We start from the raw sequence: 22,289 nt of genomic DNA on the forward strand, positions 1-22,289 counted from the left end.
GTGAACGACGCGCCAACACCCAATTCTTTTCGCGCTGGTCCTGATGAGGACGGACGTTTCGGCATTTACGGAGGTCGCTTCGTTGCTGAAACGCTGATGCCACTCATTCTGGATTTGCAGGCGGAATGGGACAAGGCCAAAACCGATCCCGCGTTCCAGGCGGAACTCAAGCATCTCGGCGCGCACTATACCGGTCGTCCGAGCCCGCTTTATTTTGCGGAGCGGCTGACGGCGGAACTTGGCGGCGCGAAGATTTACTTCAAGCGCGAAGAACTGAACCACACGGGTTCACACAAGATCAACAATTGCCTCGGCCAGATCCTGCTTGCCAAGCGCATGGGCAAGACCCGCATCATCGCGGAGACCGGTGCCGGCCAGCACGGCGTTGCTTCGGCCACGGTGGCGGCACGTTTCGGTCTGCCCTGCGTCGTTTACATGGGCGCGACGGACGTCGCGCGTCAGGCCCCGAACGTGTTCCGTATGAAGCTTCTCGGCGCCGAGGTAAAGCCGGTCACGGCCGGCCACGGCACGCTGAAGGATGCCATGAACGAGGCACTGCGTGACTGGGTCACCAATGTCGACGACACTTATTACCTGATTGGTACTGCCGCGGGCCCGCACCCCTATCCGGAAATGGTCCGCGATTTCCAGGCCGTTATAGGCGAGGAAGCCAAGGCGCAGATGCTGGAAGCGGAAGGCCGTCTGCCGGATATGGTCATTGCGGCAGTTGGCGGCGGCTCTAACGCCATCGGCATCTTCCATCCTTTCCTTGATGACAAGAGCGTCCGCATCGTTGGCGTCGAGGCGGGTGGAAAGGGCCTTTCGGGCGAAGAGCATTGCGCTTCTATCACTGCCGGGTCGCCGGGCGTGCTGCATGGCAACCGCACCTATCTGCTGCAGGATGCGGATGGTCAGATCAAGGAAGGCCATTCTATCTCCGCAGGCCTCGATTATCCCGGTATCGGCCCTGAACATTCCTGGCTGAACGACATCGGCCGCGTCGAATATGTGCCGATCATGGACCATGAGGCGCTGGATGCCTTCCAGATGCTGACCCGCCTTGAAGGCATCATTCCGGCTCTGGAGCCGAGCCATGCATTGGCCGAGGTCATCAAGCGTGCGCCGAAAATGGGCAAGGACGAGATCATCCTGATGAATCTCTCCGGCCGCGGCGACAAGGATGTCCACACCGTCAGCAAGTTCCTTGGAATGGATGTATAAGATCATGACTGCACGTATGGACAAGCGCTTCGCCGATCTGCGCGCGGAAAATCGCCCGGCCCTGATTACCTATTTCATGGGCGGCGACCCGGATTTCCAGACCTCGCTTGGCATCATGAAGGCGCTGCCGGAAGCCGGTGCCGACGTTATCGAACTCGGTATGCCGTTTTCCGACCCCATGGCGGACGGCCCGGCCATTCAGCTCGCTGGCCAGCGCGCGCTGAAGGGCGGACAGACGCTGAAAACCACGCTCGATCTTGCTCGGGAGTTCCGCAAGGAAGATGATACAACGCCGATCGTGCTGATGGGTTATTATAACCCGATCTATATCTATGGCGTCGAAACATTTCTGGACGATGCGCTGGCGGCCGGTATCGATGGCCTGATCGTCGTCGACCTGCCGCCGGAAATGGACGATGAGCTCTGCATTCCGGCGCTTGCGCGCGGCGTCAACTTCATCCGTCTTGCAACGCCGACCACCGATGGCAAACGCCTGCCAACCGTCCTTAAAAATACCTCAGGTTTCGTGTATTACGTCTCGATGAACGGTATCACCGGTTCAGCGCTTCCCGATCCGTCGTTGATATCGGGCGCTGTCGGTCGTATCAAGGCGCATACGGAACTGCCGGTCTGTGTCGGTTTCGGTGTCAAGACGGCTGATCATGCCAAGGCAATCGGTGCCGTGGCGGATGGTGTGGTGGTGGGTTCCGCCATTGTCAACCAGATTGCCGGCAGCCTGACCAAGGACGGGCAGGCGACCGCAGATACCGTGCCGGCGGTTACGACGCTGGTAAAAGGACTTTCAACGGGCGTACGTGCATCGCGCCTCGCCGCTGCAGAATAAGCGCGCGGCCCAGTCAGGAGTAGACAGTTGAACTGGATCACCAATTACGTTCGGCCGCGGATCAATTCCATGCTCGGCCGCCGCCCGGAGGTTCCGGAAAACCTGTGGATCAAGTGCCCGGAAACGGGCGAAATGGTCTTCCACAAGGATCTGGAAGACAACAAGTGGGTCATTCCGGCGTCCGGCTATCATATGAAGATGCCGGCCAAGGCGCGTCTTGCGGATCTTTTCGATGGCGGCGTTTATGAGGCTCTGCCGCAGCCGAAGGTGGCGCAGGACCCACTGAAGTTCCGCGATTCCAAGAAATACACCGATCGCCTGCGTGATAGCCGCGCGAAGACCGAGCAGGAAGATACGATCCTCGCCGGCGTTGGCCTGCTGAAGGGCCTGAAGATCGTGGCCGTCGTGCATGAATTCCAGTTCATGGGCGGTTCGCTCGGAATCGCCGCCGGTGAAGCCATCGTCAAGGCCTTTGAGCGCGCCATTTCCGAGCGCTGCCCGCTTGTCATGTTCCCGGCCTCCGGTGGCGCCCGCATGCAGGAAGGCATTCTTTCTCTGATGCAGCTGCCCCGCACCACGGTTGCGGTAAACATGCTGAAGGAAGCTGGCATGCCTTACATCGTGGTTCTGACCAACCCGACCACGGGCGGTGTCACGGCCTCCTACGCCATGCTCGGCGACGTGCATATTGCCGAACCGGGCGCTGAAATCTGCTTCGCCGGCAAGCGCGTCATCGAGCAGACCATTCGCGAAAAGCTGCCGGAAGGCTTCCAGACCTCGGAATACCTGCTGGAGCACGGCATGGTGGATATGGTCATTGATCGTCGCGAAATCCCGGACACGCTGGCTAATCTGCTCAAAATCATGACCAAGGCGCCCGCTGACAACGCAAACGCCGTCGTCCCCCTGGCCGTTTCGGCCTGAGAAAAAAAATATGTCGCCCGGAGGCATAAATTGCCTCCGGGATGATGTTATACGTTGCCTGATTTCATTTTTGGGGCGGCGGACAAATGACAAGCAAAACGCCTGAAAGGCGAACGGAAGACATGACGAAGCCCGCGATCGGTGAGGCAGAAAAGATCATTGAAGAGCTGATGCAGCTCCACCCCAAGGGCTTTGATCTTTCACTCGACAGAATTTCCCGTCTTCTCGAAAAACTCGGCAATCCACAAAACAGAATGCCACCGGTGATCCATGTAGCCGGCACCAATGGCAAGGGTTCGGTTACTGCCTTTTGCCGTGCCCTCCTCGAGGCTGCAGGACTCTCCGTCCACGTTCACACCTCACCGCATCTGGTAAATTGGCACGAACGATACCGTATAGGCGTGGCGGGCGATAAAGGCCGTTACGTCAAAGACGAGATATTTGCGGACGCGCTGCGCCGCATTGAAACTGCCAACGCAGGTCAGACAATCACGGTTTTCGAAATCCTGACTGCGGCTATGTTCGTGCTTTTTGCGGAACAGCCCGCCGATGCCGCGATCGTTGAGGTTGGCTTGGGCGGCCGTTTCGATGCGACCAATGTCATCAATAACCCGGCGGTTTCCGTCATCATGCCGATTTCGCTTGATCACCAGGCTTATCTCGGCGATCGCGTGGAACTGATTGCCGCCGAAAAGGCGGGAATCATGAAAAAGGGCTCACCCGTCGTCATTGGCCATCAGGAATATGATGCGGCGCTCGAAACACTTGTCGCCACGGCGGAGCGTCTCGGTTGCCCGGCGTCCGTCTATGGCCAGGATTTTTCCGCCCATGAAGAATTCGGCCGCATGGTCTATCAGGACGAGTTCGGACTGACGGATGCGCCGCTGCCACGGCTCCCGGGCCGTCACCAGCTTGCCAATGCCGCCGCCGCGATCCGCGCCGTCAAGGCTGCCGGTTTTGAGGTGACGGAGCGGATGATCGAAAAGGCCATGACCACAGTGGAATGGCCCGGTCGTCTTCAGCGCATCCTGACTGGAAAAATCGCTGAAATGGCGCCGAAAGATGCGGAAATCTGGATCGACGGTGGCCATAACCCCGGTGCGGGTGAAGTGATTGCAGAGGCAATGGCGGGTTTTGAGGAAAAGACGCCGCGGCCGCTCTTCATCATCGCTGGCCTCATCAACACCAAGGATCCGGTGGGCTATTTCAAGGCCTTTGCCGATATCGCCGAATATGTCTTTACCGTGCCGATCGGCGGCACGGATGCAGCGATCGACCCTGTGGTACTCGCCCATGCCGCCTTCGATGCTGGCCTCGTTGCAGCGCCAACATCGTCTCTGACACATGCTCTGGAAGAGTTGTCGCGCCGCTTCGACCCTGAAGGACCGGCACCGCGCATCCTGATCGGCGGTTCGCTTTACCTTGCGGGCAATGCACTTGCCCTGAACGGCACAGTGCCGCAATAAAAAAGCCCGGCATCGCTGCCGGGCTTCTTTCATTCCATTGATAATGCTTATGCGGCGCCGGAAATCCAGGCCGAAAGCGCTGTCTTGGGAGCAGCGCCAACCTTGATGTCAGCCACTTCACCGCTTTTGAAAATGGCGAGCGTCGGGATGGAGCGAACGCCGAACTGAGCGGCCAGTTCCGGGTTTTCGTCGATATTCAGCTTTGCGACCTTGACCTTGCCGGCCAGCTCGGAGGAAATTTCCTCAAGGCTCGGCGCGATCATCTTGCACGGGCCGCACCATTCGGCCCAGAAATCCACCACGACGGGTTCGGAGGATTCAAGGACTTCGGACTGGAAGTTGGCGGCATCGACTTTTACGGTAGCCATATCTGGCTCTCCTTTCAGTAAATCTTTTCCACTATCGATGTGATGCGGGCGCGTCGAAATTTCAATGCCCCGGTATCTCACTTTGTCTTTATTGCGGCAAGGGCCTCTCTCATCGCATCGTCGCCAACCGTTATAAAGGCAGCATTTTCCGTATAAATCAGCGCACAGACAAATTCCTTGCCGGGATAAAGCGGTGCCAGAATTTCCCGATAAATGGCAAGCTGCGCCGTATGGGAGAAGGGTATTTCACGCGCTTCGCGGGGCGGCACTCGGTTGGTCTTGTAATCGATCAGGATGACGCGATCTCCCTCGACCGCCAGCCGGTCGATGCGGCCGGAGACGGCATATTGCTGCCGGCCGAGGGCCATCGTGCCCATGATCGACACTTCCGCGCGACTGTTGGCAGAGAAGGCCGGCTGAACCGCGGGTTCGGACATGACACGCAAAACGGCCCGTACCAATTGCTCGCGCTCGGTAACAGGCCAGAACCGCGCCGCGCGTTCAGCATAACGGCGCGCCGCCTCTTCCCGTTCGACCGCCGGAAAATCGGGCAGCGCCTGAAGCATGCGATGCACCAACCGTCCGCGCTGCAGCGCCAATGAAGAGACCTCGGCTTTCCCCCCGAACAGTGGTGAGCGCACGGCGAGATCATCCGCACCGTCATCGATGATGGTGCCCGCGCCGGAAGGGCTGAGCGGTCTCGGTAGAGAGGGCAGGGCCGGCAAAGGGGTAAGAAGTCCCGCCGGAAGGGCATAGTCTTCCTGCTGCGGCGTTTCCGGTGGCCTTAGTGGGGCAGGTGTCGAGCGCGGTTCGGATTTGCGCCAGACAAGCCCCTGCCATTCCTCACCATCCGCCGTGAAAAGCTGGGGCTTGCAATGGTCTTCGTTGTTGGCAAGCGCCTTTTTGACGATGGCATGCCAGCATTCGGGATTTTCCTTCTGGCCGCGATAACCGCAGACGACGAGGTGATCGGCGGCGCGCGTCATGGCCACATAAAGCAGCCGCCGATATTCATCTTCGGCGGCGGTCTTCAGCCGCTCTTCGTCCGATCGGATAAGGTGGTTTGAAAATCCGCTGCCGGGCAACCAGACCGGGAAGGCGTCTTCACCTGCTTCGACAAAACGCAGTTTAGGCACATGGCTGTGATTGAAGGCCTTCGAACCGCCATCGACGACAAAAACGACGGGTGCTTCCAACCCCTTGGAGGCGTGCACGGTCATGATGCGAACTTCGCCGCGATCCTTGTCCTGCTCCCGCTTCACCTCCGGTGAGTCAGTTTCCAGGACGGAGAGAAAGGCCTGCAGGCCGGGCAGGCCGGTCCTTTCGTGATCCAGCGCGAAGGACAGGAATTCATCCAGAACGTCGCTTGCCTCGTTGCCAAGCCTGCCGAGAAATTTTTTGCGTCCGTCATGCAGTGTAAGCACCGCTGCGAAGAAATCATGTACGGTGGCCGTTTTAGAAAGCGCGATAAAACCTTCCAGCTTGGCGGTAACGCTGGAAAGATGGCTATTATCTTCCTGCGCAAGGATTTGCAGCCGTTTCCAGACGCTCTCCGTTTCCGATCGCATGGCGGCAATGTCGAAAACGTCGTCTTCCGTCAGGTTGAAGAGTGGACTTTTCAAAAGTGCGGCAAGGGAAAGGTCGTCTTCGGGCAGGACAACGAAATGACCGAGCGCCAGAAGGTCCTGCACGGCAATGTGGTCGGTCAAACGAAGGCGGTCAGCGCCGGCAACGGGTATGTTCTTGCGCCGTTTCAGCTCCCGGGTCAGTGCATTGACGAAGGCATGACGTTTTCTGACAAGCACCAGAATGTCGCCCGGTTCGATGGCGCGCTCCACGCCTTTTTCGATGATGGTCTCGCGTCCGATCATATCGGCGATGCGCGCGGCGATCCGGCGGGCAATTATGGTGGCCGGCGCGCTTTCCCGCAGCGCATCGAAGGGGGCTGTCCAATCCTCTTCGTCCTCGGTGGTTTCCGGTGCCACCATATCCCACACTTCCACGGTGCCGGGATGGCCAGCGCGGTTGGACCGGTGCTCCACCGGCTCGTTATCGGCACTGAGGCCGCTTGCGTTATTCGGGTCCGAAAACACCTGGTCGACAGCCGCCAGCACATCCTCCGTGGATCGGAAGGATAGCGGCAGGCGAATGCGGTGAAAGGCCTGTTCGACCGAATCGACCCGTCTCTTGGTCTCTTCGCGCTCCTGCGAAAACCGTTCCGGCCGCGCGCCCTGGAATGAATAGATCGACTGTTTTTCATCGCCCACGGCAAACAGCGTACGCCGCCCCATGCGGGCGCTCTCGCCGGTGAAGAAATCCGCCGCAAGCGACTGGATGATCGACCATTGCACCGGGCTCGTGTCCTGCGCCTCATCGACCAGAATATGGTCGATGCCCTGATCCAGCTTGTAATGCACCCACGCACCCGCCGTATCGCGGTTGAGGAGGTTGGCCGCGCGCTCGATCAGGTCTTCGAAATCGAGCTGGCTTCGCTGTTTCTTCAGGTCTTCGAAATCACCGATCAGCCTTTCCGCCAGAACAAGGGCGCATTTGGTCGCCGCCAGCATCCGCACCAGACGATAACGGTTGCGGCAGGCAACGACATGGTCCCGCGCCAGCGTCAGCGCGTCGAGAAGTTCGGGGGCGGATTTCTGCATGCCCTTGTTGATGACATAGGCATCGGATTTCTTTTCGCCCTTGGCCGTCAGCAGGGCGGCTTCGATGAATGCCATCCGCCGCACGGGGTCTGGTTGTCGTTTTGCTTCCCTGAGTGCATAGGCGACATCGATGACGCGTGATCCACCCACCTCGTCGGCAAGGGTGAGGTACGTATCGAGCGCGAGGCCGGAGAGGGCGGGCAGGGGCCAGAAGGCGGCTGCGGCAGTTTCTTCGGTCTCTCCATCTGCAATCTGCATCGCCTGCCGCAACCGGGCATCGATGCCGCCTGACTGTTTGGCATCCAGAAGGAAGGCCCGCAGGGCACTGCGATTGGCGATGATGGCGGAGAGCAGCGCTTCCAACCCGCTTTCATCTGCGAGATCGAGAACATAGGCCAGCGCCTGCGCCAGGTCCGCATCGCTTTCCGTCGAAACCGCGGTCAGGAGCGAACGGCGGGCCTCAGCCAGCAGCGTGGTTGCGGCGCGGTCGTCGAGAACGGAGAAATGGCCGGCGACATTGGCTTCCAGCGGAAACTGGTGCAGCAATGCCTCGCAGAAGGCGTGGATTGTCTGGATTTTCAAACCGCCCGGTGTTTCCAGCGCCTTGGCGAAGAGCCTGCGCGCCTCGGCGAGCTTGATGCGATCCGGCGCCTTGCCTTCGATGGCGGCGATGCGGTCCTTGAGATCGGAATCCGGCAAAGTAGCCCATTCCGCCAGACGGTCGAAGACGCGGCTCGACATTTCCGACGCTGCAGCCTTGGTATAGGTGAGGCAGAGGATCGCCGAAGGCCGGCAGCCGGCCAGAAGCAGGCGGATGACGCGCTGGGTCAGTACGTGGGTCTTGCCGGAACCGGCATTGGCCGACACCCAGGCGGAACTGGCGGGATCGGAAGCAAGCCGCTGCCGGGCGCTGGTCCAGTCGATCCAGCTTTCAGGTGTGTCGGCGGCAGGGCCGGCATCGAAGGGATCAATCGTCATCGCCGTCTCCCGGTTCTGCCGTCGACCATTCCGAAACGCGGGCGAGATGATCATATTCCCCGCCATAGGATTGCTGTTCTTCCGGCACCAGGCGCGAGGCGAAGCCGTTTTTCCCGTTGCGTAGCGAATGAACGAATTTGGTGAGCTGTTCTATCGATTCCGTCGCGAGCTCAATTGCCGATTTTGGCGGTCTTTTCCCGCTTCGGCTGGAATGTTCGTTATTAACCTGATCGGCGAAAAAACGCTCGCCCGGCCGCAGGCGAACATAGATGAGGTTTTCCGGCGTGGGTGAACCGGCTTCGCGAAAGGCGCCGCGCATCAATGCTGCCGCCTCCAGCGCAAGCTGTGGATCAAGCAGCGCCCGCGCCTGGTTGACGGAAGGCGCGAGCCCCGTCTTGTAGTCGATAATATCCGCCTGACCGTTGGTCTTGATATCGATGCGGTCGGCGATCCCCGTCAGCCTTATACCCGCCTCGACGATTTCCTGTCCGGCGCGAGCCTCGTAGAAGCTGTGGCGAATGGATGGATGACGTTCTTTTTCCCAGTCGATGAAGGCGCGCGCTACCGCTGCAAAACGCGGCCGCCAGATCACATCCACATGGGGAGGCAGGTTTTCCGCATCGAAAAATTCGTCGAGAATGCGCTGCATGGCCGAAAGCGAGGCCGGTGTGCCGGGAACATGTCCCTCACGGGAATAGCGCTCGATGATCGCGTGATAGAGCGTGCCGCGATCGGCGGCGTTCGGATCGCGGTTGAACGGGTCGAGCGGGTCCAGCTTCAGGATGCGCCGCGCATAGATCGAATAGGGGTCGCGGCGCAGGCGGCCCACTTCGCTGAAGGAGTAACGCGTCGGCTGCAATTCAGCTGGCGGTTTCGGGGAAGGGCGCTTTGCCGCCTCCTGCTCGATGCTCTCGTCCATCAGACCCGCCCAATGACGATATGTCTCACCACGTTTTTTAAGGACTTTGGCAAAATCCTCGCCGCCCAGGGCCAGCAGCCTTTGCAGCCAGCGTGAGGCGACGGCAGGCGTGGAGCCCTGCCTGAGCGCCCGGGTGTAGAAAATGTGTCGCGTGCCGTTGGCCATCTCAAAGTCATGCGCGAGCTGGCCGATACGCCGTTCCGGCGGCTCCAGCCCGATCGCAGTCTTCATGGTGCGGGAAAGAAACGGATTATTCGCCGTTTGGCCCGGCCAGAGGCCTTCATTGAGACCGCCGATGATGACCGTATCGACACTTTGCAGCCGCGCTTCCAGCGCGCCGAAGATGAAGATGCGCGGATGGCGCATCGATCTTGGCTTGATTGATTCCCCTGCCACAAGCGCCGCGAATATATCGATCCATTGCGGACCGTCCGCGTCGAGAATATCTCCGCTTTCCATCAGTTCGGCAAAGAGGCTGGAAAGCTTGTCTCCGGCCTCGCCGGACCAGAGAGCGGCAAGATCTGTATTTTCATCCCCACAGATGGCTTCCATCACGCGGCCGGTCCGTTCTGCCCAGTCGGAAAGAGGCAACCTGTCGGTAAAGGCCCGGCCAGATCGGTCGCGGCGGACGAAGGCGGAGCGCAGCGGCTCTGTGGCCATTGCAATCCGTCGCGCCAGATCGCGCGCGGCGTCAACGCTTCCGTCAGGCAGGGCCAGCCGCCAGGCGGGCGGATGTCTGTCCTCGCGTTGCGCAAGGAGTTGGGTGTCAAGAACCGTTTCCAGATTGCCCACTTCAGTTTCGACGCGGCCGCCTCGCAGCGCAATCAGCTCAAGCGCCTTCGAAGCTCTGGTGAAAGCTTCGCTCGAGAGCCCGAAACGGGCGAGCGGGTGTTTCAGAAGGGAAATGATCGGCACCGGGTCTCCGGGTCTCAGGATCGCCTCCAGCGCGAGTTGCGTGAGGCCGGCCTGGGCCGTTGCCGAAAGCGGCGTGCCGGCGGAATCGTCGGCTTCGATGCCGAAGCGTCGCAACTCCGTTGCCACGCGCCGCGCCAGCCCGCGGTCGGGTGTTATCAGGGCCGCCTGCGAAGGCCGTTCCGAGGCTGGTGCTTCGAGCGCAAGCCTGAGCGCCACTGCGATGGCGGTGGCCTCTTCGCGCTCGTTGGCAGCTTCAATCAGCGTGGCCGCTGCAAAGGCATCGTTAAAAATTGCAGAATCCCGGTCTTCACGCCATCGGTTCCAGTCACTGGTGGATTTGGCCGGCGCGAGCGCTGCCGAAAATACCGCGGCGCGCTTTTCCAGATCGTTATCGAGGACACCGATCGGAACCACATCGTCTCGCAGGATGCCCAGTTTCTGCAGCAGGACATAAAGCCCGTATTGCGAGTGAGTGCGGCTCGAAGGATCGGTGGGGTCCTCGGCAATCGCCTGCCATTGCTCTTCCGGCATGGCAAGATCAAGCCCCGGAAGCACCACCACGCCTTGCGGTAAAGCTGCAACCGCGGCGATGAGATCGGCGGCGGCCGGAATGGAGCCTGTCGAGCCAGCGACGATGATCGGACCGGTGTCCGGCAATGTGGCAATTCGGTTCGCTTCTGCCCGGAGGATGGCGTTGCGGTGCCGTCCGGCCGAAGATCTGTTGAGTTCGGCGAGCCGGGCGGGCCAGAAGATGCTGGCGATCTTTAGAAAATCGGCCGTGAGCTGCCACCATTGAGCGTGATCACCGGTATCGAGATGCTGAAGCGCTTCCCAATCTTTTTCTTCCGTATCCATTGCGTCGATCACCTCTGCCAGCGCACGCGCGAGCCATATCGCGTCGGCCGGGCTGGCGGGGGCGACCAGCGGCGAATCGGAATGGATCGCCCGGATGGCGTCCGGCAGGCTGTTGCGCCATGCAAGGATGAGACGCGCGAGTTCGATCAGTCGGCCGGTGCCGGAAATCGGCGGCGCGAGATCCAATATTTCAGGGTTTTCGACATCGAAGAAACCGCTGTCGTCATCCGTTTCGCCAAGGGGCCGGATGAGCGGCAGAATGGCGGAACGGCCGCCAAGAAGATCGACGAATTCCGAGCGCAGCACGCGGGCCGAACGCCGCGTCGGCACATATATCGTCACCTTGGCAAGCGACAGGGGATCGGCCGGGTCATATCGATAGCCTGCCGCCAGTCTTCCGTCGCACAGCGTTTCCGCAAGCGTTTTGAGGAACGGTGTTCCCGCGGCGATCGTCAGAACGCGCTTTGCGTGGTGGGAGCCCGTCATGCAGAGCGTTTTTCCCTGAATTGCCGGATGATGTTCTCAGCATCGTCTATGGCGTCCGGCGTGCCGACGGTAATCCAGTGACCATCCAGCGGCAGCCCGTAAAGCCGGGCCTTTTCAATCGCGCGATCGAAGTAAATATTCAGGTTGAAAGCGGCCGCGGGTGCGTCGTCAAGCAGCCGCGAGTCCATGGCGATGGCGCCGGCATAGACGACGGGGTTCGTGTCGCCCTCGTGATGGCGGGTCAGTCTTCCGTCCGCGGCGAGGTTGAAATCCCTCTTGCCATTGTGGCCGGTGGTCCGATCCATGTCGACACAGAGCAGTGCCATGTCCATCCGACCGGGATCGAAGAACTGTGCGAGCTTGCGCAGATTGCTGGCCACGTGCAGCTGCTCACCGATCCAGAAGAGATCGGCATTCATGACGAAGACCGGGCCGGGTTCCAGAAGCTTCAGACCCTTGGCGAGACCGCCGCCGGAATTCATCAGCTGGGAGCGTTCGTCGGAAATCAGGATTTCGGCATCGGCGCGGCGCTGAAGATGGGCGACCATCTGCTCGGCGTGGTGGTGCACATTGACGACAATTCTTTCGGCACCGGCTTCCACAAGAGCGTCGAGCACGTAATCGATCATTGGCTTGCCGGCGATCTGTACGAGTGGCTTCGGGATTGTATCGGTGATCGGGCGCATCCGAGTACCGAGCCCGGCGGCCAGCACCATCGCGTTTGTGATCGTCATCGTGGTCAACCGTCTTTCAGTCGTTAAAGTCCATGCCCATGCGCAGGCACCAGTCTCTGAGCGGCGCAAGTTCCGGATGCGAAAGCGCTGCGGCGAGATAGCGGAACGTCCGCGGCATATGCTTCATATAACCGGGTTTGCCATCCCGTTCCATCAGCCTGACCCAGATACCGGCAAGCTTGCAGTTGCGCTGCGCCGACATGATGGAGAAGGCCTTGAGAAAAGCGGCCTCATCGAAAGAAGGCGTGTGTCGCCTGCTCTCGAGATAATGCGAAAGCAGGCGTGCCTGCAATCCGGGCTCGATTGTAACCCGGGCATCCTGAACAATGGAAGCGAGATCATAGGCGGTCGGGCCAATCATCGCGTCCTGAAAATCGATCAGGCCGACGTGTCGTATGCCGGCATTCTGCTGTTGCCAGAGGATATTTGGCGAATGGAAGTCGCGCAGCAGCAGCCCGTTTTCGCAATCTGCAAGCGAGTCGATCAGAGCGTCCCAGATGGCGTAATATTCCTGCTTCTCGCCATCGGACAGTGGCCTGCCGCCCTTATAGGGCAGATACCATTCCACCAGCAGCGAGACCTCGATCTTCATCGCCTGCCGGTCAAAGGGTGGAACCTCATAGGTGCTGCCATCACCCACGGGCAGGGGACCGGGTTGTGACGCTTGATGAAGTGCCGCCAGAAAGGCAACGCTTTCCAGATAGCGCTCCTCGATTGGGGCGCCATCGGCGGCTAACACTCCATCTCGCCCCAGATCCTGCAACAGGAGAATGCCTTGGTCGATGTCCGCCGCGATGATCTCCGGCGCGCAAAAGCCGCGATGCCGCAGATAATTACCGATCGCCACGAAGGAACGGGCATCCTGGGCGAGATGGGCAATCTCCGCATAGGTCTTGCCGTCGGCGACGATGGCGCCTTTCAAGGGGCGCCGCCAATCCATCAGGATAAGGTCCGGGCCATCGGTGGAAATGGTCTCATAGGCACGGGTGGAAGCATCGCCGCTCAGAAAGCGGCGGACCGCGTCACCTCTGCCATTTCTAGCGAGGAATTCCCGGATGGCAAAAACCCGCTCAAGCCGCGCTTTCGGTTTTGCCGGAGCCTCGATGGAGGCGATCCGCCCTTCACCGGAATGCGTCAACGTCAGGGTTACGGTCTGGCCGGGTGGCAGAATCTCTCCTGCTATATCCGGCCATTCGATCAGGCAGATGCCATCCTCCAGCATCTCATCGATGCCGAGCTCATCCAGTTCGGAAACATCCGAAAGCCGGTAGAGGTCGAGATGGGCGACCGGAATGCGGGTGGCATAGGTTTGGATGATGGTGAAGGTGGGGCTCGGAACCTCAAGATCCGGCTCGTCTGCCATCGCCCGGATGAAGGCGCGGGCAAGCGTCGATTTACCGGCGCCAAGGTCGCCGACCAACGCCAGACAATCGCCGGGCTTCAGCGCCAGCGCGAGGTCTTCACCGAGCCTGATGGTGTCCTTTTCCCCCGCAAGAGGAATGGTGATCGGCAAGACATTTTCGCTCATTCTGCGGCAATGGAATGCGGACGCGTGGCGGAAGGAATGCGGCAGGTGACGGTGGTGCCGTTGCCGGGCCGGCTGTCTATGCTAACCGTTCCGTGGTGGAGACTGACGAAACTTTCGACAATGGAAAGGCCAAGCCCGGCGCCGGTTCGCCGGCCGCCATTGCCGCGGGTCGAAAAACGATCGAAGACCGTTTTCAGCATGTCTTCCGGGATGCCCGGTCCCTTGTCCGCCACAGAGAATATGAAGTCACCTTCGCTGCGCTGGCAGGAAAGCGTAACTGAAGACCCTTCCGGCGCGAAATTGATCGCATTGGTCAGGAGCTTGATGAGGATCTGCTTCAGGCGCTGGTGGTCTGCCACTAGGCTGCCGAGATGAGCCGGGGCGACGATCTGAAGTGAAATGCCGCTTTCCTGCAGCCGGTCCGCGATCTGCACCGAAACATCTTCGAGCAATTCGTTCAGGTCATTATCCGAATAATTGAGTTGCATGATGCCGGCATCGACGGTCGCAAGATCGAGAATATCATTGACGATCGTCAGAAGGACCGAGGAGGATGTGGAAATATGGTCGAGATATTCCGCCTGCCGCTCCGTCAATTCCCCAAGGCCCGGGGTCTTCAGGAGATCGGTGAAGCCGATAATGTTTGTCAGCGGCGAACGCAGCTCATAGGAAACATGCTGCACAAAATCATTCTTCAGCTCATCTGCCTTGAGAAGAGCGTCGTTCTTTTCCATAAGGGCGCGCTCAGCCCGTACGCTGTCCGTCATGTTGACAAAGGTCAGCATGGTCTGCGCATCCGGCAACGGAATGATCGCATAATCGAGGACGAGGCCGGAAAGCAGTTCCAGTGTGCCTTGCCGGGATGGCCGCTCATCATCGAAACTGGTTATGAACTGGCTGAAGGCGCGCCAGCCGTCCGGCCCGTCGTAGGATGGTGCGCAGGCGGTTTCGATGGCGCGGATGTGCGTTCCGGTTTCGGCCTGTTCGGCAGTCACGCCCCACAGCGCCCGGAATGCCGGGTTCGACAGGCGAATACGACCGTCCGCACCGAACACGGCGACCCCCTCGGCCAGATGGTCGATGGTTTCGCCCTGCACTTTCACCAATGTGTTGTAGCGCATTTGCAGATCGACCTGCTCGGTCAGGTTTTCGAAAACCCAGGTTGCGCCACCCTGCGGATGGGCCGTCGCAATCACCCGCAGTGTCTGGCCGTTGGGCAGGTGCCAGAGATCGGTCTTGGTATCGAGCGAACGGTATACGGAGAGCGCCGTCTCCTTCCAGTTCTTCCAGTTGAGCTGCTCGGGCAATTTGCCGGCGGTGCGCAACCTGTCGAGAAGCTCTGAATTGTCAGGCCCGGATTCGAGGAACACTAGGTCGAGGCCCCACAGGGTCGCAAAAGCCTGATTATAGAATTGCAGCCGCTGCCGGCCATCGAAAATGGCGACGGGCGTTGCCAGATGATCCAGCGTTTCGGCGTGGCTCTTCAGAACCCGCTTCAGTTCCTCGCTGATGGTTTCGGCCTCGGTGGCATCGATGGCGATACCGGCAGACCCGCCCGCCGTTTTGATGTCGACGACATCGAAGAAGCTGCGATTACCCGCAACCACCGTGGAAATACGGTCGTGATAGGGCGATTCCGGGGTCGCGGCCGCGCGTATCTTCTGCCGGGTAACCGTGTTCAGAAGTTCTCGTTTCTCCTGAATGGCCTGTTCCGCATTCCGCGCATCCACTGCCTGTGCATAGGCATGGTTCACCCAGATAAGTTCGCCTTCGCCATTGCGACGCCAGACGGGCTGCTCAATGGAATCGAGAAGTTCCTGAAAAGTCGAGACGGAAGCGATCAGCCGTTCACGCTCCACCTGCAGTTCGGCGAGCTCCGCACGCAGATTGTTGAGGGCGATGAAGCGTGCAAAGGCATTGCCGCCGGAAACCCGGCCCTGAACCTCGATAACTTCGCCGCGATGCGTTTCGATGGTGAGATCGAAACTCTGTGCGTGGCTACGAAGTTTTTCAATGGATTTCTCAAGCTGACTGGCGGATGCCGGTTTCAGCCAGCGGCCAAAGGCCAGAAAATCCTGGTCCGCCTGCGGCACGCCTGTCTCGGCCGGCAGCTGCCCCAGAAATTCCGGACGATTTTCTGCGCCATCCCAGATGACGATGCGGCGGCTCTTGTCGGAAATCAGCGCCTCGTATTTGGCGATCTTGTGGTGGGACTGGGCAAGCGCCTGGCGAAATTCGCTGCTCTCCGCCTCTATATTGCCGCGCTGGCGCACCAGCCAGACGACTGAAAACAGCGTCGCGGAAAGCATACCCACGAAAAGCGAATAGGTTATGGTTTCACCTGATGAAAACAGCCGAGCGCCGGCTTTGGCCGCAAGTCCATCCTGCGCCAGCACCACGGTGGCTGAACCGGCCAAAAACGTGCCGGAAAGCAGGAAGGGAAGCCGTGAAAAGCCGGTCCGGATCGCACGGATTGCTAGCCGGCAACGTGCCAGAGCGTTTCCAGGAAAAGTGAACACCGGTTTTCCGTCCGCAGATGCGCCAAAACGCACCAGAGTCTGTGCGCTCAATGCCACGCCCGCTTGCGTGTTTTCAACGCGTTGAACTGTCTGCTTGCGCAGATCCGAATTTTGAACCGACATCCCCGGTCTGTCTCCGTCCTATGTGCCGCATCTTCGACAAGACATCCCATTTCGTCCGCACCGCCCTGTGGTGCGTCCGAATCAAGTCTGATGACAATACCGCCTTCATAAATCTGCGAAAAGGGAGCGCGCAAAAAAGATGCCGCGCGCTTTGTCAAGCGCGCGGCATCTAGATATTGTGTAATTTCAGTGGATATTAACTATGAAATTAATATCTGTAGTGGTCTGCCTTGAACGGGCCCTGCTTCGAGACGCCGATATAATCTGCCTGAACGTCGGAAAGTTCAGTCAGGCGCACACCAAGCTTCTCGAGATGGAGGCGTGCGACCTTCTCATCGAGGTGCTTCGGCAGCACGTAAACGTCATTCTTGTATTCGCCCTGCTTGGTGAAGAGTTCGATCTGGCCCAAAACCTGGTTGGTGAAGGAGGCCGACATGACGAAGGAGGGGTGACCGGTGGCGTTGCCTAGGTTCAGAAGACGGCCTTCGGACAGCAGGATGATGCGGTTGCCCTTCGGGAACTCGATCATGTCGACCTGCGGCTTGATGTTCGTCCACTTCAGGTTACGCAGCGATGCGACCTGAATCTCGTTGTCGAAGTGGCCGATATTGCCGACGATCGCCATGTCCTTCATCTCGCGCATGTGCTCGATGCGGATGACGTCCTTGTTGCCTGTCGTGGTGATGAAGATATCGGCGGAGGAAACAACGTCCTCCAGGCGAACGACTTCGAAACCGTCCATGGCGGCCTGCAGTGCGCAGATCGGGTCGATTTCGGTCACCTTCACGCGGGCGCCGGCGCCCTGCAGCGAAGCGGCCGAACCCTTGCCAACATCGCCGTATCCGCAGACCACGGCAACCTTGCCGGCCATCATCACGTCGGTTGCACGGCGAATGCCGTCAACCAGTGATTCTTTACAACCGTATTTGTTGTCGAACTTGGACTTGGTGACGCTGTCATTGACGTTGATCGCCGGGAAAGGCAGCAGGCCCTTCTTGCTGAGGTCGTAGAGACGGTGCACGCCGGTCGTCGTTTCTTCGGTGACACCCTTCAGGGCGTCGCGCTGCTTGGTGAACCAGCCGGGCGAAGCCTTGAGGCGCTTGTTGATCTGCGCGAAGAGAATTTCTTCTTCTTCGGAGCCGGGATTGGAGAGCACGTCTTCGCCCGCTTCCGCGCGTGCGCCCAGCAGGATGTACATGGTGGCATCGCCGCCATCGTCGAGGATCATGTTGGAGAGACCGCCATCGGTCCACTGGAAGATCTTGTCGGTATATTCCCAATATTCCGTCAGGCTCTCACCCTTGACGGCAAAGACCGGAATGCCGGCTGCCGCAATGGCCGCTGCAGCATGGTCCTGGGTCGAGAAGATGTTGCAGGAGGCCCAGCGAATGTCTGCACCGAGTTCCTTCAGCGTCTCGATGAGAACGCCGGTCTGGATCGTCATGTGAAGCGAACCGGAAATGCGGGCGCCCTTCAGCGGCTTGCTTTCACCGAACTCCTTGCGGCAGGACATCAGGCCCGGCATTTCGGTTTCGGCGATGTCGAGTTCCTTGCGGCCGAATGCGGCAAGGTTGATATCGGCGACGATGTAGTCCTTCTCAAGGCTCATGAGATTCTCCAGATCAGAAGCGCCGCACATTGCGGCCCGGCTTTTTACGTAGCAGCGGTTTAGCAGGCCACGAACGATCTGGCAATAATGATATAAAGAAGTCTTTATGTCTTTATATGGCGCCGGCTCAGGCTTCTTCGCCGAACCGGTCGGCGACAAGGGCCTCAAGTGCGGCGAGCGCCTCTTCGGCCTGATTGCCGCTCGCCTCGACATAGACACTGCATCCGGGGCTGGCCGCCAGCATCATGAGACCCATGATCGAGGTGCCGCCGACGGTCATGCCGTCCTTTGAAACCGTAATGGTCGCGTCGAAGCCTTCAACCATCTGCACGAATTTCGCTGATGCCCGGGCATGGAGACCGCGTTTGTTGATGATCGGTAGTTCCCGGGAGAGTGGCGACATGGGCTGACTTCTTATTTGCCGCTTAAAACGCGGCTGGCGACGTTGATATATTTGCGGCCGGCATCGGATGCGTCCTGAAGGGCCTTGTCCATATTGTCTTCGCTGCGAACGCCGGCAAGTTTGATCAGCATCGGCAGGTTAACCCCGGCGATGACTTCGACATTGCCGTTATTCATGACCGAAATCGCAAGATTGGAAGGCGTGCCGCCAAACATGTCCGTCAGGATGATGACGCCATTGCCGTCATTGGCGCGCGCGACAGCGTCGATGATATCCTGCCGGCGCTGATCCATGTCGTCTTCGGGACCGATACAGACCGTCTCGATCAATTTCTGGGGACCGACGACATGCTCCAACGCATGACGAAACTCCTCAGCCAGCTTGCCATGGGTGACAAGCACTAGTCCGATCATGAAATGCTCCCTTGCACACGCACTCTCATTGCCGACTATCGCAACGCGGCAATCCTGTCCATCGGTGGGATTTCATCTTGATGAGGAAAATGCGAATCGCAAGCCTAAAATCGCCCGAATCATCGTCACTTCACATTCGTTTTGAAAAGATTCTGAGCAAGTGCAGCAAATTTTCCATAGGGCGTGAGACTTGAAAGCGGAATACGCAGAAGCGGAAGATGCCCGCCACACGGCAGCGATAACATCTCGTCATCTTCGGGAAGTCTTGGATTTTCGGGTGAAACAACTGTCGTGACGGCGAAATGTAGTGGCGCGCGCGCAATGTTTTTAAGCGAAACAATGCCGCTGCCGCGTAATTCCAACAGGCCGGCGATGGCTTCCGGCCGTTCGGCGATGATGGTCTCGCCATCGCGATACACGAAAATCTGATCGTCCGCGATCAATGCGGCCGGCAATCCGCACCGTTCCGCTTCCGTCAGGAAGCTGAAGGCAAGCTCGCTTTTGCCGCTGCCCGACGGCCCCGTGAATAGGATGCCGGTGTTTTGAACAACGATGGCGGTTGCATGCAGGTTGAAGCGTTCAGCGTTCATGGGTTTCGGCCGCCGGCAGCGACAGGGTGAAGCGCGCGCCTGATATCACGCCATATTTGTCGACGACGTTCTCTGCCCGCAGGCTGCCGCCATGGGCTTCCGCGATCTGGCGGCTGATGGAAAGGCCAAGGCCGGAGTTCTGTCCGAAACCTTCGCTCGCCGGCCGGTCGGTGTAGAAACGCTCAAAAATCCGGTCGATATCTTCGGCCTGAATGCCGGGCCCGTTGTCCTCTACCTGCACGATGCAACGATCCTTGTGACGGGAGAGGCGTACCGTGATGCGGCCGCTTTCTTCGGCAACGAAGGAGCGCGCATTCTCGATGAGGTTGGTGACGATCTGGCCGATACGCAGATCGTGGCCATTCACCACGAAGGAGGTCTTTGCGCCCGCTTTCCGGTCGACAACATAGTCGATCGTCACGCTTTTCTTCTTGGTGCTTATCTGGCGGGATATATCCACCAGACCCTTCATCAGCACATCAAGATCGAGCGGCGCGGCGTCGGCGCGCGCCAGTTCGGCATCTAGCCGTGAGGCGTCCGAAATATCGCTGATCAGGCGGTCGAGACGGCGCACATCGTGGAAGATGATCTCGGTCAGGCGCTGTTTGGACTCTTCGGTCTTGGCGCGCGGCAGGGTTTCCACGGCGCTGCGCAGCGAGGTCAGCGGGTTCTTGAGCTCGTGGCTGACATCGGCGGCGAAACTTTCGATCGCATCGATACGGTCGTAAAGCGCCGTCGTCATTTCACGCAGCGCAATAGAGAGGTTGCCGATCTCATCCTGGCGCGCCGAGAAATCCGGTATTTCCTCACGGGTTCTCGCCCCGCGGCGCACGCGGATAGCGGCCGCCGACAGCCGCCGCAGCGGCGTGGCGATGGTGGAGGAGAGGAGCAGCGACAGCACGATGTTGACCAGCGTGGCGATGCCAAAGACGCGCATGATGGCGAGGCGCTCGGCATGCACGATCTTGTCGATATCGCCCGCTTGTGTCGAAAGCAGCAGAACGCCGAGCACGGCCCGGAAGCGCTGTACCGGTACGGCCACGGAAACAATCAGCTCACCCTTTTCCGTGACACGCACGACCGCGCCGCGCACGCCGGTCAGCGCGTTCATCACTTCCGGATAGATAGAGCCATCGCCGCCGGGCGCTTCCTTGTATTGCGGCAGGCTGCTCGGCTGCAGCATGCGGTTGAACATGCTGGTGAACCAGTCGCCCCAGGTCTGCGTCTCGGGCGTTACTGGCGGCAGGTCGAAGCGCAGCACCTGACCGCGCGAATAAAGATGTCGGGAATCGAGCAGCAGATTGGCATCGGCATCGAACAGCCGCGCGCGGGTGCGCGTCGGCGAAATCAGCCGCCGCAGCACTGGTGCCACCCGTTCGGGATTGATCGGGAAACTCAAATCCTCATCGTTCGGTGCGGGCGTGATGCTCTGGCCCGCCTGCAATTCGAGCAGCTTTTCCGGATTGATGGTGATCGAGTTGGTATCGACAGAGGCGGAAGCGGAAACCGCGCCGGCTATGATTTCGCCCTGCGTCAGCAGGCTTTCCACGCGCGCATCGATCAGCCCCTCACGGAACTGGTTGAGATAGAGAATGCCGCCGACCAGAACCACCGTCGCGGCGACGTTGAAGAACAGGATGCGGCGCGTGAGGCTGGAAAACACCGCATTGCCGAAAATACGCCGGATGATCGTCAGCGGATGGATACGATGGCGGCGTTCGCTGCCGCGTTCTTCGGCATCGTCACTGTCCGAGACGGTTTCCGGCGTTTTTTTCAACACGTATTCAAGTCCTTACCACCCCATACCGGGCGGTCCCTTCTGCGTGAGTCGGCTCGTTCAAGCCGCTTCGCGGAAGCGATATCCTACGCCATAAAGCGTTTCAATCATATCGAAGTCGCCATCGACCAGTTTGAACTTCTTGCGAAGACGCTTGATGTGGCTGTCGATGGTGCGGTCGTCCACATAGACCTGCTCGTCATAAGCGGCATCCATCAGCGCGTCGCGGCTTTTCACGACACCTGGACGTTGTGCCAGCGAATGCAGGATGAGGAATTCGGTCACCGTCAGTGTTACCGGTTCGCCCTTCCAGGTGCAGGTGTGGCGTTCCTGATCCATGGCGAGCTGCCCGCGCTCCAGTGTGCGCGCCTGTTGGTCTGCCGTCGGCTTCAGAACGTTGCCGGTTGCGGCGGATGCTTCGCGGCTGCTGGCGCGGCGCAGGATGGCTTTGACGCGTTCCACCAGAAGGCGTTGCGAGAACGGCTTGGTGATGAAGTCGTCCGCGCCCATCTTCAGGCCGAACAATTCGTCGATCTCTTCATCCTTCGAGGTGAGGAAGATGACCGGCAGATCCGACTTCTGGCGAAGGCGCCGCAAAAGCTCCATGCCATCCATGCGGGGCATCTTAATATCGAAAATGGCGAGCTGCGGCGGACGGGCGATCAACCCGTCAAGCGCGGAAGCGCCGTCCGTATACGTTTCGACCCGGTAGCCTTCGGCTTCGAGCGCGATCGATACCGAAGTGAGAATATTCCGGTCATCGTCGACAAGCGCGATCGTTTGCATGTAGTTGGTCTCCATCGTCATTTTCTCGTAACTCCCGACATTCACCCAGCCAGGTTGTGCGCCGCGAGCCACTCTCTTGAGTATAAAGGTGGAACAAATTGTGGCAAAGGAAAACTCACCCCAAAATCGCAAGGGTAGGACGAGGAGATTTCGTAGAGACGCCGCAGCTGAATT

16 protein-coding genes are annotated in these 22,289 nt (G+C 59.5%); 4 read left to right on the forward strand and 12 right to left on the reverse strand.

What is annotated here, in order from left to right; all coding sequences use genetic code 11:
* The 4 genes from trpB (at window position 1) to QE453_RS22580 (ending at window position 4,455) form a co-directional block, all read left to right on the forward strand.
* A complete protein-coding gene (trpB, locus tag QE453_RS22565; protein ID WP_035208049.1) occupies window positions 1–1,221 on the forward strand; it encodes a tryptophan synthase subunit beta in 1,221 nt (406 codons plus the stop codon).
* Window positions 1,222–1,225: 4 nt separating this feature from the next.
* Window positions 1,226–2,065 carry a tryptophan synthase subunit alpha gene (trpA, locus tag QE453_RS22570; protein ID WP_184288751.1) on the forward strand — a complete coding sequence of 280 codons (840 nt, stop codon included), beginning with the start codon at window positions 1,226–1,228 and terminating at the stop codon, window positions 2,063–2,065.
* Window positions 2,066–2,092: 27 nt separating this feature from the next.
* Window positions 2,093–2,989, forward strand: coding sequence for an acetyl-CoA carboxylase, carboxyltransferase subunit beta (gene accD, locus QE453_RS22575; RefSeq protein ID WP_006700113.1), 897 nt, complete (start codon window positions 2,093–2,095; stop codon window positions 2,987–2,989).
* An 86-nt stretch (window positions 2,990–3,075) separates the two neighbouring features.
* A complete protein-coding gene (locus QE453_RS22580; protein WP_373887380.1) occupies window positions 3,076–4,455 on the forward strand; it encodes a folylpolyglutamate synthase/dihydrofolate synthase family protein in 1,380 nt (459 codons plus the stop codon).
* 47 nt (window positions 4,456–4,502) lie between these two features.
* On the opposite strand, the gene trxA is transcribed toward QE453_RS22580, so the two are convergent.
* From trxA to chvI, 12 genes are all read right to left on the reverse strand, one after another.
* Window positions 4,503–4,823, reverse strand: coding sequence for a thioredoxin (gene trxA / locus QE453_RS22585; protein WP_003516334.1), 321 nt, complete (start codon window positions 4,821–4,823; stop codon window positions 4,503–4,505).
* Between the two features lie 77 nt (window positions 4,824–4,900).
* Complete coding sequence (gene addA, locus QE453_RS22590; RefSeq protein WP_309778092.1) at window positions 4,901–8,458, reverse strand: double-strand break repair helicase AddA; 3,558 nt, start codon at window positions 8,456–8,458, stop codon at window positions 4,901–4,903.
* Window positions 8,448–11,633 carry a double-strand break repair protein AddB gene (gene addB / locus QE453_RS22595; protein ID WP_309778094.1) on the reverse strand — a complete coding sequence of 1,062 codons (3,186 nt, stop codon included), beginning with the start codon at window positions 11,631–11,633 and terminating at the stop codon, window positions 8,448–8,450. Before addB ends, addA begins: the two co-directional genes overlap by 11 nt.
* Complete coding sequence (locus QE453_RS22600) at window positions 11,630–12,367, reverse strand: nucleotidyltransferase family protein (protein WP_309778095.1); 738 nt, start codon at window positions 12,365–12,367, stop codon at window positions 11,630–11,632. The genes addB and QE453_RS22600 overlap by 4 nt, the downstream gene beginning before the upstream one ends.
* Before the next feature lie 16 nt (window positions 12,368–12,383).
* Window positions 12,384–13,895, reverse strand: coding sequence for a tRNA (adenosine(37)-N6)-threonylcarbamoyltransferase complex ATPase subunit type 1 TsaE (gene tsaE / locus QE453_RS22605; protein WP_309778097.1), 1,512 nt, complete (start codon window positions 13,893–13,895; stop codon window positions 12,384–12,386).
* The gene (locus tag QE453_RS22610) at window positions 13,892–16,537 is read right to left on the reverse strand and encodes a PAS domain-containing sensor histidine kinase (RefSeq protein WP_125270129.1); all 2,646 of its coding nucleotides are present in this window, start codon (window positions 16,535–16,537) and stop codon (window positions 13,892–13,894) included. The genes tsaE and QE453_RS22610 overlap by 4 nt, the downstream gene beginning before the upstream one ends.
* A gap of 208 nt (window positions 16,538–16,745) precedes the next feature.
* A complete protein-coding gene (gene ahcY, locus QE453_RS22615; protein WP_004444302.1) occupies window positions 16,746–18,146 on the reverse strand; it encodes an adenosylhomocysteinase in 1,401 nt (466 codons plus the stop codon).
* Window positions 18,147–18,273: 127 nt separating this feature from the next.
* The gene (locus QE453_RS22620) at window positions 18,274–18,549 is read right to left on the reverse strand and encodes an HPr family phosphocarrier protein (protein ID WP_004444304.1); all 276 of its coding nucleotides are present in this window, start codon (window positions 18,547–18,549) and stop codon (window positions 18,274–18,276) included.
* Between the two features lie 11 nt (window positions 18,550–18,560).
* Window positions 18,561–18,962 (reverse strand): PTS sugar transporter subunit IIA, encoded by a 402-nt coding sequence (locus QE453_RS22625; RefSeq protein WP_003505374.1) that lies wholly within the window; start codon window positions 18,960–18,962, stop codon window positions 18,561–18,563.
* 125 nt (window positions 18,963–19,087) lie between these two features.
* Window positions 19,088–19,552, reverse strand: a complete 465-nt coding sequence (locus QE453_RS22630; RefSeq protein ID WP_037090025.1) for an HPr kinase/phosphorylase — start codon at window positions 19,550–19,552, stop codon at window positions 19,088–19,090.
* Window positions 19,542–21,332 carry a two-component system sensor histidine kinase ChvG gene (gene chvG, locus QE453_RS22635; RefSeq protein ID WP_004444315.1) on the reverse strand — a complete coding sequence of 597 codons (1,791 nt, stop codon included), beginning with the start codon at window positions 21,330–21,332 and terminating at the stop codon, window positions 19,542–19,544. The genes QE453_RS22630 and chvG overlap by 11 nt, the downstream gene beginning before the upstream one ends.
* A 57-nt stretch (window positions 21,333–21,389) precedes the next feature.
* Complete coding sequence (gene chvI / locus QE453_RS22640; RefSeq protein ID WP_006700117.1) at window positions 21,390–22,115, reverse strand: two-component system response regulator ChvI; 726 nt, start codon at window positions 22,113–22,115, stop codon at window positions 21,390–21,392.
* Between the last annotated feature and the right edge of the window lie 174 nt (window positions 22,116–22,289).

The organism is Agrobacterium sp. SORGH_AS_0440 (assembly GCF_031453135.1).
GTDB classification, from domain to species: domain Bacteria; phylum Pseudomonadota; class Alphaproteobacteria; order Rhizobiales; family Rhizobiaceae; genus Agrobacterium; species Agrobacterium pusense.